Origin of the sequence: Pseudomonas sp. FP2300 (assembly GCF_030687595.1) — a bacterium.
GTDB classification, from domain to species: domain Bacteria; phylum Pseudomonadota; class Gammaproteobacteria; order Pseudomonadales; family Pseudomonadaceae; genus Aquipseudomonas; species Aquipseudomonas bijieensis.
The window spans coordinates 5,135,852-5,149,649 of the sequence record NZ_CP117440.1; the positions used below are offsets into that span (position 1 = coordinate 5,135,852).

General features: G+C 59.3%; 13 protein-coding genes and 1 pseudogene. 7 read left to right on the forward strand and 7 right to left on the reverse strand.

Annotated features, from left to right (window positions below):
- Positions 1-211: 211 nt before the first annotated feature.
- From PSH86_RS22690 to PSH86_RS22710, 5 genes are read left to right on the forward strand one after another with little or no spacing between them, the layout of a single operon-like run.
- On the forward strand, positions 212-1,018 hold the full coding sequence (locus PSH86_RS22690; protein ID WP_176689278.1) for an alkaline phosphatase family protein: 807 nt from the start codon (positions 212-214) through the stop codon (positions 1,016-1,018).
- 5 nt (positions 1,019-1,023) lie between these two features.
- On the forward strand, positions 1,024-1,860 hold the full coding sequence (locus tag PSH86_RS22695; protein WP_162893916.1) for an ABC transporter permease subunit: 837 nt from the start codon (positions 1,024-1,026) through the stop codon (positions 1,858-1,860).
- Positions 1,847-2,647 carry an ABC transporter permease gene (locus PSH86_RS22700; RefSeq protein WP_116833208.1) on the forward strand — a complete coding sequence of 267 codons (801 nt, stop codon included), beginning with the start codon at positions 1,847-1,849 and terminating at the stop codon, positions 2,645-2,647. Before PSH86_RS22695 ends, PSH86_RS22700 begins: the two co-directional genes overlap by 14 nt.
- Positions 2,644-3,633: an ABC transporter ATP-binding protein gene (locus PSH86_RS22705; RefSeq protein WP_109754512.1), complete on the forward strand. Its 990-nt coding sequence runs from the start codon at positions 2,644-2,646 to the stop codon at positions 3,631-3,633. The genes PSH86_RS22700 and PSH86_RS22705 overlap by 4 nt, the downstream gene beginning before the upstream one ends.
- Before the next feature lie 34 nt (positions 3,634-3,667).
- Entirely contained in the window at positions 3,668-4,321 is a 654-nt protein-coding gene (locus PSH86_RS22710; protein WP_109754513.1) for an HAD family phosphatase, read from the forward strand.
- A 110-nt stretch (positions 4,322-4,431) separates the two neighbouring features.
- On the opposite strand, the gene PSH86_RS22715 is transcribed toward PSH86_RS22710, so the two are convergent.
- The 5 genes from PSH86_RS22715 to PSH86_RS22735 all read right to left on the reverse strand — a co-directional run bounded on the left by PSH86_RS22715 (position 4,432) and on the right by PSH86_RS22735 (position 8,294).
- Positions 4,432-5,220, reverse strand: coding sequence for a DUF2182 domain-containing protein (locus PSH86_RS22715; protein WP_305485083.1), 789 nt, complete (start codon positions 5,218-5,220; stop codon positions 4,432-4,434).
- A gap of 2 nt (positions 5,221-5,222) precedes the next feature.
- The gene (locus PSH86_RS22720) at positions 5,223-5,858 is read right to left on the reverse strand and encodes a DUF1326 domain-containing protein (protein ID WP_116833210.1); all 636 of its coding nucleotides are present in this window, start codon (positions 5,856-5,858) and stop codon (positions 5,223-5,225) included.
- 340 nt (positions 5,859-6,198) lie between these two features.
- Positions 6,199-6,801 (reverse strand): hypothetical protein, encoded by a 603-nt coding sequence (locus PSH86_RS22725; RefSeq protein ID WP_116833211.1) that lies wholly within the window; start codon positions 6,799-6,801, stop codon positions 6,199-6,201.
- Between the two features lie 9 nt (positions 6,802-6,810).
- Positions 6,811-7,053 (reverse strand): hypothetical protein, encoded by a 243-nt coding sequence (locus tag PSH86_RS22730; protein ID WP_109754517.1) that lies wholly within the window; start codon positions 7,051-7,053, stop codon positions 6,811-6,813.
- A gap of 278 nt (positions 7,054-7,331) precedes the next feature.
- On the reverse strand, positions 7,332-8,294 hold the full coding sequence (locus tag PSH86_RS22735; protein ID WP_109754518.1) for a zinc-binding dehydrogenase: 963 nt from the start codon (positions 8,292-8,294) through the stop codon (positions 7,332-7,334).
- A 139-nt stretch (positions 8,295-8,433) separates the two neighbouring features.
- On the opposite strand from PSH86_RS22735, the gene PSH86_RS22740 reads away from it, so the two are divergent.
- Positions 8,434-10,512 (forward strand): carboxy terminal-processing peptidase, encoded by a 2,079-nt coding sequence (locus tag PSH86_RS22740; RefSeq protein ID WP_162893917.1) that lies wholly within the window; start codon positions 8,434-8,436, stop codon positions 10,510-10,512.
- Between the two features lie 118 nt (positions 10,513-10,630).
- Entirely contained in the window at positions 10,631-12,418 is a 1,788-nt protein-coding gene (locus PSH86_RS22745) for a bifunctional diguanylate cyclase/phosphodiesterase (RefSeq protein WP_305485093.1), read from the forward strand.
- 222 nt (positions 12,419-12,640) lie between these two features.
- On the opposite strand, the pseudogene PSH86_RS22750 reads toward PSH86_RS22745, so the two are convergent.
- Together PSH86_RS22750 and PSH86_RS22755 are read right to left on the reverse strand one after the other, a co-directional pair.
- Positions 12,641-12,859: pseudogene (locus tag PSH86_RS22750) on the reverse strand (hypothetical protein); the annotation flags it as partial.
- Between the two features lie 246 nt (positions 12,860-13,105).
- On the reverse strand, positions 13,106-13,522 hold the full coding sequence (locus PSH86_RS22755; protein ID WP_176689274.1) for a hypothetical protein: 417 nt from the start codon (positions 13,520-13,522) through the stop codon (positions 13,106-13,108).
- Positions 13,523-13,798: the final 276 nt, after the last annotated feature.

Here is a 13,798-nt window from a genome sequence, read left to right on the forward strand (position 1 = left end):
GGCACTAGCTCCCGCTCGGATATCCACAGAGGATCCAAATAGTGGGAGCAAGCACTGTGGGAGCAAAGCTTGCTCGCGATAAACGATGACACGGTCTCACAGTTGCACCGTGTCGCCAGCATCGCGAGCAAGCTTTGCTCCCACAGGCCTGCTCCCGCATTGACCGAGGGGAATCCGAGTTTCCTGGTATCTGTCCGGAGTCCCGCTACCCATGAAGCACAACGTCATCCTGGTGATGCTCGACGGCCTCAACTACGAAGTCGCCCGGCATGCCATGGGGCATTTGCAGGCTTACGTCGGCGCAGGACGCGCGGCCCTCTACAAACTGGAATGTGAGTTGCCCGCCCTGTCCCGCCCGCTCTACGAATGCATCCTCACCGGCGTCGTGCCCATCGACAGCGGGATCGTGCACAACAACGTCTCGCGCCTGTCGAACCAGCGCAGCATTTTCCACTACGCCACCCAGGCCGGCCTGAGCACGGCGGCCGCGGCGTATCACTGGGTCAGCGAGCTCTACAACGTTTCGCCCTTCGTGGCCGGACGTGATCGTCACACCGACAATCCCGACTTGCCGATTCAATACGGACATTTCTATTGGAATGACCACTACCCCGATTCCCACTTGTTCGCCGATGCTGATCACCTGCGCCAGCGCTACCTGCCGAACTTTTTGCTGGTGCACCCGATGAACATCGACGATGCCGGCCACAAGCACGGCCTCGACACCCCGCAATACCGCAACAGCGCGCGCTCGGCCGACATCAACCTGGCGGTCTACCTGCAGGCCTGGCTCGACGCCGGCTACCAGGTGCTGGTGACCTCCGACCACGGCATGAACAACGACCGCTCCCACAACGGCCTGCTGGCCGAAGAACGGGAAGTGCCGCTGTTTGTCCTCGGTGACGGCTTCAGCCTCGACCTCGCAGCCGCGCCCCGGCAGACCGAACTGTGCGGCACCATCTGCCAGTTGCTCGGCGTTGCCCACGACAAACCCTATTGCCAGGAGTTACTCAAGTGAACGCCATGACGCGCGGCAAATGGCTGGCAGCGTTGTGCCTGGTGCCCTTCGCGATTTTCTTCATCGTATTCCAGATCGCTCCGTTGCTCTGGGTGCTGGTCAACAGCCTGGAATCGGAAGAGTTCGGTTGGGGGCTGGCCAACTTCAGCAAGATCTTCAGTTCCAAGTTCTACCTGCAGGCAATCCAGCACAGCCTGGAGATCAGCTTCTGGTCCAGCGTGTTCGGTATCGTCATCGCGGTGCTCGGCAGCTATTCCCTGCGCCGGGTGGATTCGCGGTTGCGCAACTTCGTCAACGCCTTCGCCAACATGACCAGCAACTTCGCCGGCGTGCCCCTGGCCTTCGCCTTCATCATCTTGCTGGGCTTCAACGGCAGCATCACCATCATGCTCAAGCAGGCGGGAATCATCGAGGATTTCAACCTGTACTCGAAAACCGGGCTGATCATTCTCTACACCTACTTCCAGATCCCCCTGGGCGTGCTGTTGCTCTATCCGGCCTTCGACGCATTGCGCGAAGACTGGCGCGAATCCGCCGAACTGCTGGGTGCCAGCGGCTGGCAGTTCTGGCGGCACATCGGCTTGCCGGTGCTGACCCCGGCGCTGCTGGGCACATTCGTGATCCTGCTGGCCAACGCCCTCGGCGCCTATGCCACGGTCTATGCGCTGACCACGGGTAACTTCAACGTCTTGCCGATTCGCATCGCCGCCATGGTCTCCGGTGACATCTCCCTCGACCCGAACCTGGCCAGTGCCCTGGCCGTGGTGCTGGTGGCGCTGATGACCCTGGTGACCATCGTCCATCAGTTGCTGCTCAAGAGGAGCTACCATGTCTCGCGCTGAACCGGGCTCCGTCGGGCTCTATCATCGAGTGGTGGTGTACCTGCTGTTCGCCATCCTGCTGCTGCCCCTGGCCGGCACGCTCGTCTACTCCATCGCCAGCAGTTGGTCGGCCACCGTGCTGCCCAGCGGTTTCACCTTCAAATGGTATGTGCAGTTGTGGAGCGATCCGCGCTTTCTCCACGCCTTCGGTCAATCGCTGATCGTCTGCGTCGGTGCGCTGGTGCTCTCGGTGGTGTTGATCCTGCCGCTGCTGTTCGTGGTGCATTACCACTTCCCCAAACTCGACGCGCTGATGAACATCCTCATCCTGCTGCCCTTCGCAGTGCCGCCGGTGGTGTCGTCGGTGGGGCTGCTGCAACTCTATGGCTCCGGGCCATTGGCGATGGTGGGCACGCCGTGGATCCTGATCGGCTGCTACTTCACCGTCGCCCTGCCGTTCATGTACCGGGCGATCACCAACAACCTGCAAGCGATCAACCTGCGCGACCTGATGGACGCCGCCCAACTGCTTGGCGCCAGCACCTTCCAGGCGGCATTCCTGGTGGTGCTGCCCAACCTGCGCAAGGGCCTGATGGTGGCGTTGCTGCTGTCCTTCTCGTTCCTGTTCGGTGAGTTCGTGTTTGCCAACATCCTCGTCGGCACCCGCTATGAAACCCTGCAGGTGTACCTGAACAACATGCGCAACAGCAGCGGCCACTTCACCAGTGCCCTGGTGATTTCCTACTTCTTCTTCGTACTGGTCCTGACCTGGGCGGCCAACATCTTGAACAAGGACAAAAGCCAATGAGCTACGTCAGCGTCCAACACCTGCAAAAAAGCTACGCCGGCACCCCGGTGTTCAGCGACATCAACTGCGAAATCGGCAAGGGCGAATTCGTCACCCTCCTCGGCCCTTCCGGTTGCGGCAAGTCCACGCTGTTGCGCTGCATTGCCGGCCTGACTGCGGTGGATGCCGGCCAGATCATCCTGGACGGGCAAGACATCGTCCCATTGAGCCCGCAGAAACGCGGGATCGGCATGGTCTTCCAGAGCTATGCCTTGTTCCCCAACATGACCGTGGAGCAGAACGTCGCCTTCGGCCTGCGCATGCAAAAAGTCGACGCCTCGGACAGCCACAAACGGGTGCTGGAGATCCTGCGCCTGGTGGAGCTGCATGATTTTGCCGCCCGCTATCCCCATCAGCTCTCCGGCGGCCAATGCCAGCGCGTGGCCCTGGCCCGCTCCCTGGTCACCCGTCCGCGTCTGTTGCTGCTGGACGAGCCGCTGTCGGCCCTGGATGCGCGGATTCGCAAGCACCTGCGCGAACAGATCCGACAGATCCAGCGTGAGTTGGGCCTGACCACGATCTTCGTCACGCACGACCAAGAAGAAGCCCTGACCATGTCTGACCGGATTTTCCTGATGAACCAGGGAAAGATCGTACAGAGCGGCGATGCCGAAACCCTTTACACTGCGCCAGTCGATGTCTTTGCCGCCGGCTTCATCGGCAACTACAACCTGCTGGACGCCGACAGCGCCAGCCGGTTGCTGCAGCGCCCGGTGAACAGTCGGATCGCCATCCGCCCGGAAGCCATCGAGCTGAGCCGCGACGGCCAGGCCGATGCGCTGATCCGCAGCCACAGCCTGCTGGGCAACGTGATTCGCTACCGGGTCGAGGCCCGTGGCGTGGAGCTGGTGGTGGATGTGCTCAATCGCTCGGCCGCCGACCTGCACCCCGATGGCGCACGCCTGTCACTTTCCATCGATCCGTCAGCGTTGTGTGAGGTAGCCTGATGGCTTCGTTGATTTTGAAGAGAGAAACATTCTGATGGCCCTGGCAATTTTTGATCTGGACGAAACCCTGATCCACGGCGACTGCGCCACCCTCTGGAGCGAACAGATGGGACGCCTGGGATGGGTCGATCCCGAGTCGTTCATGCAGCGCAACAACGCGCTGATGGACGCCTACAGCCACGGCAAGCTGAGCATGGAAGAGTACATGGACTTCAGCCTGGAACCGATGATCGGCCGTACCCCGGAGGAAATCGAGCACCTGGTAGAGCCTTGGGTGGAAGACTTCATCGAACCGATCATCTTCAGCGACGCCACCAAGACCATCGCCGAACACCGCAAGGCCGGCGACCGGATCCTGGTGATCTCGGCCTCGGGCACGCACCTGGTCAAGCCGATTGCCGAACGCCTGGGCATCGACGAAATCCTGGCGATCAACCTTGAAGTGACCCATGGGGTGTACAGCGGCAAGACCGTCGGCACCCTGACCTACCGCGAAGGCAAGATCGCGCGGCTGCTGGATTGGCTGGATGCCGAGGAAGAGAACCTGGAAGGCGCGAGTTTCTATTCCGACTCACGCAATGACCTGCCGCTGTTGCAACGGGTGGACTTCCCCCACGTGGTCAACCCGGACCCGGTGTTGAAGGCCCATGCCGAACTGGCCGGGTGGCCAATCCATACCTGGAAATAAAACCCGACCCTGTGGGAGCGAGCCTGCTCGCGATGGCGGTGGATCAACCGGCATTGATCTAGCTGACACACCGCAATCGCGAGCAAGCTCAGCTCCCACAGGTTCAGCCCCTAGCCCAGCAACAGCCACAGACTCCAGCCAAGCAACAACAAACCGCAGATACGGCTGAGCCAGAGTCCCTGCGGCAGGTTTTTCTCCAGCAGGATGAAGGCACCGATCACGGCAACCCAAAGCAGATTCATCACGCCGACCACGAACAACAGGCCCATCAGGGCCCAGCAGCAGCCCAGGCAGTAAGCGCCATGGGCCAGGCCCATGCGCCAGCCGCCGCGTACGTCGGGGCGCCAGTAGCTGAGAAGAAAATGCAGCGGCCCGCGACAATGCTCAAGGCAGACCGCCTTGCTCGGCAGCCACTGATAGACGCCTGCGACCAGCAGCAGGCCGGCGCCCAACGCGGTACTGCTGACGCGCATCCCCGGACTGAGCAGAGTGAGCTGCTCAAGCGCCCATTGCAGCGCCGTGGCGCCCAGGGCGAAGCCAGCCCAGACCAAGCCATAAGCGCCGCAGAACAGCAGCAGAGCCAGGTGTCGCTGTGGTGCCGGCATGCGCTTGCGCAGCATCTGCTGGTAGATCAGCAGCATGGGCAGGGCACTGGGCAGCATCATGCCGATCATCATCACCAACCACATGGCGAACATCAGCAGCGCATCGGTCAGGCTCCAGGGCATGAGCATGCCGGCCATTGCCGCATCGGCCATGCCGCCCGGCGCAGTCATGTCACGGGCCATGTGCAGCAGCACCAGCCAAGCCAGGGCGATCAGCCCAAGCAGGCAGAACAGAAACAGCCACTGCTCGCCTGTCAGTCGCCTGCTCTGGGCCGCCACCTGAGGGGCTGCCATCTTTACGGCTCTATGCCATGGCCGGTGAAGTGCACGTGGGCGAGGTGGCTATGACTGTCCTGGGATTGCAGCTTGAGGGCTGAATGCGTCTGGTAACTGCCGCTGGCGACTTCAGCCTCAAGGAACTCGAAGCCATTGGGCAGGGACAGGCGTACTCGATGAGGTGAACCGTCGATCGGGCTGCGGATCGGCTCGCCGCTGGCCTGCAGCACGCCAGGAATGTCCAGGTGCGCCAAGCGCTGGTCGACATCGATGGATAAAGTGATGGGCACGAACAGCGGCTCGAATGCTTCAGTCATGGTGCTGCTGAACACCTGGAACACGTTGGCCCCGGGGTCGCTTTCCAAACCGGAGAGGATGGTCAGCAGGGCCTGGCGTTGCGCCTCGTCGGCGCGTTCATCGATGAACACCTGACAACTGCCGTTACCCTCATGGATAGCGCCCGGCCAAGCGAAAGTGGCGGCCCAGCACAAGCCTCCCAGTGTCACCTTATTGAAATACCCGTGTTCCACTCGCATCGACGCCACCGCCTGGCAGTGGCCATGGGTCGGCGGCGCATCGAATTGACAGGGGCAGCCCCAATTGCAGTTGCAGGCAACGAATTCGACGCCCTGCATGCGCCATTCGGCGATGGCCATGATCGACCTCTTCACCTGGCTGGTGAAATGAAAGTTGCGGTTACCCCATCCCCTCCATTAATTAACGCTAGCAGGGCGCGCGCATCGGATACGGGCTGCCGACCGAAGGTCAGCTTGCCCGCGGGCGCCGGTCAAAGGTTCAAGCCACCGTCGTAGGATGAGGGGACCAGTCATGTCGGCGCCGACATGCAAGTATTCCTGCAAATAAACAAACCTGTGGGAGCGAGCTTGCTCGCGATGGCGGTATGTCAGCCAACATCAATGCTGACCGCATCCGACGCCATCGCGAGCAGGCTCGCTCCCACAGATTCGGCGTTTCCGAGATCGTCAACGCCTCTCACTAGAACCCGCAATACACCTGCATCGCGTTCAGGGCCGTATCATCCCCACTGCCTTGATCGGGCTCCACCCGGGTCCGAAATCCCTTCACTTTCTTGGCCCCGGTGCCATCGAGGCAGCTATAGAACCCGGTCCATTCCCCCCACGCGTTGGGTGGGTCGCCAACCAAAATCTGCGAACCGCAATTCATTTTGATATTGCCGGCCGCGGTATCGTCCTTCGAGCCCTTTTCCTTGTCCCTACCTTGAAACCGTTCCACCTGGATGGCAAATCCTATGACGGGATGCTCGCGACAAACATGGTCCTTACCCCAGCTTCCCCACTTCCCTTCAAGGCTTTGAATGTACGTTGCCTGTCCCGTGGCGCCGCTCTTGCAGATAAGCTGGATCGCATTCAAGGCAGTGTCGTCACCATTGCCCTGATAGGGCTCACTTTTGAGCCGAAAGCCCCAGACATACTGGCCCGCAGGGCAGGAAGCAGCCGCCCCCCAAATACCCCATTGTCCCTGTTCGGAAGTGTCTGAAGGTACTTGTGCTTGAGCAGCCTCAACAACTGTTAATAAAAGTGCAAAAACCAGCGCATGCAGGATGACGTGATCAAACATAACAGCGCCCTACTTGAATTTTGAAAAGGCTTTTGCCAGATCCAGAATGGCCTTTTCGTCTTGCCTGTCCATATCACCGTCACCATCGACGTCGGTTTTGACATTGACGGTATCGTAGGGGCCGTTCTTTTTTGAAGCAGAGACAAAGGTCGCAAACTGCAGTTTTTTGCCCTTATAGATTTCCAAGACCACTTCGGGCGATCGATCGCCGTCAATGTACTCTTGGGACATGCGCAGTTCTTTCGTAGCCATCACAACACCTCTTCTGTTAGCGGACACTAATCAGAGAGACATCTATTACTCTCGAACCCACTCTAGGGTGCCTTTCTTCGTGGTGTCTACTGTCAGACTTGACAGGGTGTATGCCTATCTAGCCCTTTGAAAATTGACGCAGGGTGCGGGCCAGGAGACACCACAACCCCTGTGGGAGCGAGCTTGCTCGCGATAGCGTTGGATCAGCCAGCATTGATTTAGCTGACACACTGCCAACGCGAGCAAGCTCGCACACAGGTTCTTGCGCGACGCCCGGATTAGCTCAGGCTCTCATCGATCACCAGTACCAACTTCCCCGATACCTTGTTGGTCGCCAGTTCCGCGAACGCCGCTTCGGCATCCTTGATCGCGAAGACCTTCGCCAGTTGCGGGCTCAGGCGTTTGTCGGCAAACAACGGCCACACCTGTTGCCCCAGCTCGCTGATCAGGTCGGCCTTGAACTGATCGTTACGACTGCGCAAGGTCGAGCCGAGCAATTGGATACGTTTGCCCAGCACCTGCGCCAGATCCAGTTGTGCCTCGCGCCCGCCCATCAGGCCAATGAGAACCCAGCGCCCGTCAACTGACAAAAGTTTCACGTTGAGTGGGGCGTAGTTGGCGCCTACAGGATCGAGGATCACGTCGAAGGGGCCGAGGTCGTTCAAACTCTCCAGGCCATCGGTGCGCACCACGCCGCCCTGGGCCCCCAGCGCTTGGCAATAACTCAGGCGATCAGCTGAGCCGACACTGACCCAACATGGGTTACCGAACGCCTTGCATAGCTGGATGGCAGCCGAGCCGACGCCGCTGGCCCCGGCGTGCAGCAGCACTTTCTCACCCGGCTTGAGCGCAGCCAGCTGGAACAGGTTCAACCACGCGGTGCTGTAGACCTCAGGCAGCGCGGCGGCTTCAGCCAATGACAGGCCCTCCGGGACTGGCAGCACATGCCGGCCATCGACCACCACTTCCTCAGCCATCCCACCGCCAGCGAGCAAGGCGCAAACGCGGTCGCCCACCTGCCAGGACGAACCCGGCCCAACCTCGCTGATCACCCCGGAACATTCCAGCCCCAGCACCTGGCTGGCACCGGGTGGCGGCGGATAAAGCCCGGCTTTTTGCAACAAATCGGCCCGATTCAGGCCGGCGGCCGCCACACGAATGCGAACTTGCCCGACATCACACGCCGGACTTGGCTCATCTGCCCATACCACTTGGCCTTCAACGCCTTGCAATGCTTTCACGGTGCCTCCATAGTGAGTCTCGACTGGGCCCGCTGCTTCAACGCCGGGCTTTCTTGCATTATGCGCCCGGGCCACATGGAACCGGCGACTTCAAAGACGGCCTAATATGCGTTATCAATTGTCCCTGCGTCGAATCAGCATGAAGCACCTGTTCCCCAGCACCGCCCTCGCGCTTGTCATTGGCCTTGGCCTGTTGCCGCTGTCGAGCGATACGTTCGCAGCCAACAGCTGGGACAAGCTTCAGCCCGATCGGGACGAGGTGATTGCCAGCCTTAACGTCGTCGAGTTGCTCAAGCGCCATCACTACAGCAAGCCGCCGCTCGATGACGCGCGTTCGGTCATCATCTATGACAGCTACCTGAAGCTGCTCGATCCGTCGCGCAGTTACTTCCTGGCCAGCGACATCGCTGAATTCGACAAGTGGAAGACCCAGTTCGACGACTTCCTCAAGAGCGGCGACCTCAACGCCGGGTTCACCATCTACAAGCGCTACCTGGACCGCGTGAAGGCGCGTCTGGACTACGCCATTGCCGAGCTGAACAAAGGCGTCGACAAAATCGACTTCAATACCAAGGAAACCTTGCTGGTCGATCGCAAGGACGCCCCTTGGCTCAAAAGCACCGCCGAACTCGATGACCTGTGGCGCAAACGCGTCAAGGACGAGGTGCTGCGCATGAAGATCGCCGGCAAGGATCCCAAGCAGATCCAGGAAACCCTGACCAAGCGCTACAAGAACCAATTGGCGCGCCTGGACCAGACCCGCGCCGAAGACATCTTCCAGGCGTACATCAACACCTTCGCCATGTCCTACGACCCGCACACCAATTATCTGTCGCCGGATAACGCGGAAAACTTCGACATCAACATGAGCCTGTCCCTGGAAGGCATCGGTGCGGTGCTGCAGAGCGACAACGACCAGGTGAAGATCGTGCGCCTGGTCCCGGCGGGCCCTGCGGACAAGACCAAACAGGTCAGCCCGGCGGACAAGATCATCGGCGTCGCCCAAGGCAACAAGGAGATGGTCGATGTGGTCGGCTGGCGCCTGGACGAAGTGGTCAAGCTGATCCGTGGCCCGAAAGGCTCGGTGGTGCGCCTGGAAGTCATCCCGGCCAGCAATGCGCCGAACGACCAGACCAGCAAGGTCGTGTCCATCACCCGTGAAGCGGTGAAGCTGGAAGAACAGGCGGCGAAGAAATCGGTCCTCAACCTCAAGCAGGACGGCAAGGACTACAAGCTCGGCATCATTGAGATCCCGGCTTTCTACCTGGACTTCAAGGCCTTCCGCGCTGGCGATCCGGACTACAAGAGCACCACCCGCGACGTCAAGAAACTGCTGACCGAACTGCAGAAGGAAAAGGTCGACGGCGTGGTCATCGACTTGCGCAACAACGGCGGCGGCTCCCTGCAGGAAGCCACCGAGCTGACCAGCCTGTTCATCGACAAGGGCCCGACCGTGCTCGTGCGTAACGCCGATGGCCGGGTGGATGTGCTGGAAGATGAAAACCCGGGCGCGTTCTACAAGGGGCCGATGGCCTTGCTGGTCAATCGCCTCTCGGCTTCGGCCTCGGAGATTTTCGCCGGCGCCATGCAGGACTACCACCGTGCGTTGATCATCGGCGGCCAGACCTTCGGCAAAGGCACCGTGCAGACCATCCAGCCGCTCAACCATGGCGAGCTGAAATTGACCCTGGCGAAGTTCTACCGGGTTTCCGGCCAGAGCACCCAGCACCAGGGCGTGCTGCCTGATATCGATTACCCGTCGATCATCGACACCAAGGAAATCGGTGAAAGCGCCCTGCCCGAAGCCATGCCGTGGGACACCATCCGGCCGGCGATCAAACCAGCCGTAGACCCGTTCAAACCGTTCCTGGCGCAACTCAAGTCCGACCATGACGCGCGCTCGTCCCAGGACGCGGAATTCGTGTTCATCCGCGACAAGCTGGCCCTGGCGCAGAAGTTGATGATGGAGAAAACCGTCACCCTCAACGAAGCCGACCGTCGCGCGCAGCATGCCGACATCGAAGCCAAGCAACTGGCGATGGAAAACCTGCGTCGCAAGGCCAAGGGCGAAGAACCGCTCAAAGAGCTGAAGAAAGAGGACGAAGACCTGATCACCGAGCCGGAGAAAACCAAGCCGGAAGACGATGCCTACCTGAGCGAGACCGGGCGGATCCTGCTGGATTACCTGAAACTCAACACGGCGATCGCCAAGCACTAAGGTGATGGCCATTTAATGGTGATGCTCGTCGGAGTGTCATCAAACTGACATCAGTCTGTCGTGAAATACAGGACTGGGTGCGGCGCACCCGGTCCTTTTTTTATCGCCAGAGATTGCCATGACCACGACAGAACAGCTGAGTGCCTTGAGTTCGATCCTGGCTCAAAGCGGTTTGCACAGCCTGTTCCAACCGATCATCTGCCTTTCCGAACGGCGCATCGTGGGCTATGAAGCCTTGACCCGCGGCCCCTCCAACAGCCCATTGCACTCCCCCATCGCACTGCTCTCGGTGGCGCGTCAGGCCGGTCGCCTCAGCGAACTGGAACTGGCCTGCCGTCGCAGTGCTTGCCAGCGCTTCAATGAACAAAAGCTGCCGGGCAAGCTGTTCCTCAACGTCTCGCCCGAGTCCCTGCTGGAGTCCGCGCACCAAACGGGGCGTACGCTGCAACTGCTGCAGGACTTTGGCATTGCGCCCAATCAGGTCGTGATCGAACTGACCGAACAAACCCCCATCGATGACTTCCAACTCCTGCAAACCGCCCTGCACCACTACCGAGCCATGGGCTTCTCGATTGCCCTGGACGACCTTGGCGCCGGTTATTCGAGCCTGCGGCTATGGTCTGAATTGCGGCCCGATTATGTGAAGATCGACCGGCATTTCATCGACGGCATCCATCAGGATGCCCTCAAGCGCGAATTCGTGGGCTCGATCCTGAAAATCGCCCGGGCCTCCCGGGCCCAGGTGATCGCCGAGGGCATAGAACTGCCGGAGGAACTGACGGTGCTGATCGAAATGGGCGTCGACCTGGTCCAGGGGTATCTACTGGCCCGCCCCCAGGAACACCCTTCGCGCGATGCCAGGGCGCTGATGCCCAAGCAGGACAGCGGTGTGGCGTCGCTGAACGATGAGCTCAACGACCTCAGCGCGCTACTCAACGAACAGCCCGCAGTGGCCCATAACACGCCGACAGCCACCGTGCTGGACGCGTTCCGGCGCCAGGCCAACCTCAACTCCCTGGCGGTGCTGGACAATCAGAACCAGCCCTGCGGCATCGTCCATCGCCATTCACTCTCGGACGCCTTGCTCAAGCCCTTCGCCACCGACCTGTTCGCCCGCAAACCCATCAGTCGGCTGATGAGCGATGACTTCCTGGCGGTGGAACTGAACCAGTCGCTGCAACAAGTCAGCCGCCTGATCACCAGCCGCGCCCGACAACGCATCGAAGAAGACTTCATCATCACCCTCAACGGCGGCTACCTGGGCCTGGGCCGGGTAATCGATGTGCTAAAGCTCATCACCGAACTGAAAATCCAACAAGCCCGCTACGCCAACCCACTGACCCTGCTACCGGGCAACGTCCCGATCCAGCAATGCCTCACGCGGCTGCTGCAACAACGGCAGGAATCGGTGATCTGCTACGTGGACATCGACAGCTTCAAACCCTTCAACGACATCTACGGCTACGGCCGCGGCGACGAAGTCCTGCTGTGCCTGGCCCAATGCCTGAACGAACGCATCGACCCCAGCCGCGACTTCGTCGGCCACATCGGCGGCGACGACTTCCTCCTGGTCCTCGGCCCGGAAGACTGGCGCAAGCGGCTGGACCAGCTACTCAGCGACTTCCAGACCCACTGCCGCCGCTTCTACCGCCCCGAGCATCTGGAGGCGGGGTGCTTCACGGCGTTGAATCGACAGGGCATTCGGCAGGAATTTGCGTTGTTGTCGCTGTCGATTGGGGTGGTGCATCTGCGTTCCGAGGCCTGCGGGGAGTTGGATGCCAGCCAGTTGGCGGAACTGGCTTCGCAGGCCAAGCACCATGCCAAGGATATTTTGGGGGGGAGTGTGTATTTGGTGGATGGGGTGGCTGAGCGGGAGGTTGTGGTGGAGTTGGGGGTGTCGGTGTGAGTCGGTTCGCGTTAGCGCCTCGCCACGGCCCGAATGCCTGGCGCTAACCCTGTGGCGAGGGAGCTTGCTCCCGCTGGGCTGCGCAGCAGCCCCCTCTTCTGACCAACGCCTCGGTGTGTCTGACTGAACGAGTTAGTTGTTTTTAGGGCTGCTTCGCAGCCCAGCGGGAGCAAACTCCCTCGCCACGAAAAGCGGTTTGGTGATGTATTGATCAGCCATAGGTCAGCAAAGACTATCAATTCTAGAGCTCAGCCTGCTAGCAATATGCCGTAACCACACCTCGCCGACTTCCCATGTATTCCAATAACTGTAATAGCAACTTAACTCTTTCAATAAATACTCTCTCAACTCCAATTCATTTTTATTTTTGCCAAGTACACTAAGTTCTTGCTGAACGACTTTCAGCATCTCGACGTCCGACTCTGCTAGAAAGGCCTCAAGGACTTGCTCGGCGGACTCATGCTCGGCTGACCAATCTTGGTGGAAATAAGCCCAAAAAAATCATGTAGTTCAGGAAATTCTTTATTCATGTTTCCGGGAATTCTGTTAGCAAAAAACCTCTATTGAATTTGTTGATCGCTCCCACGCTCCTGCGTGGGAATGTCGCCAGGGACGCTCCGCTTCTGGAGGGTGACGCAGAGCGTCACGGGATGATTCCACGCAGAGTGTGGGAATGATAAACCTGAACTACCAGGTTGTTGGGTCTTCCTGGTTGGCCTTATGAAGATCCTCGCCCCACGCTTCTGCTAAATACTTATAGACATCCTCAAAGAAAACTCTGAAATCCTCCATTTCATCCCACTCCGGCGGAAGGGCTGAATGCGAGACCACTTCGTGATCGAACATCTCATTAAAATCATACTCCGGATCGTCGATCGCAATTGCAAGCACACAAAAAAATAAGAACTTGTGTCGATAGCTCAGCTTTCTAAAGCGATGAACTATGTACTTATAGATCAACTTTTTCCGATCTTCAGCACTATTAAGGTCGAACTGCGACAGTTCCTCACCCAGAGTCTCTTCACAACCATATATCTCGAAGCCACCGAGAAAATGACTAATTTGAGGATCATAAGGACGATCAAGAAACGGATGCATCAGCATCAAAACCTCCTACAGGATAAGCAGTGACCGGACGTAGCGTTTCATAATCGAATCTGACTTCGAATACATTAATTTCGCTTTGAAATATTGGATTCTCCTTGTCATTTACGTTGGGTATGTATCCCTGCCCCACCTTGGGCATATACATGCGCACGACTGGATTCCCTCTTTTGTCTTCGCCGGTAAAACGAGGAAGACCTCTTGCTTCTCGGGTCAGCGCTTCATTTATGGCTTGATGCTGTATTCGAAAACTATTGAACTTGGTGCTACAGTTAG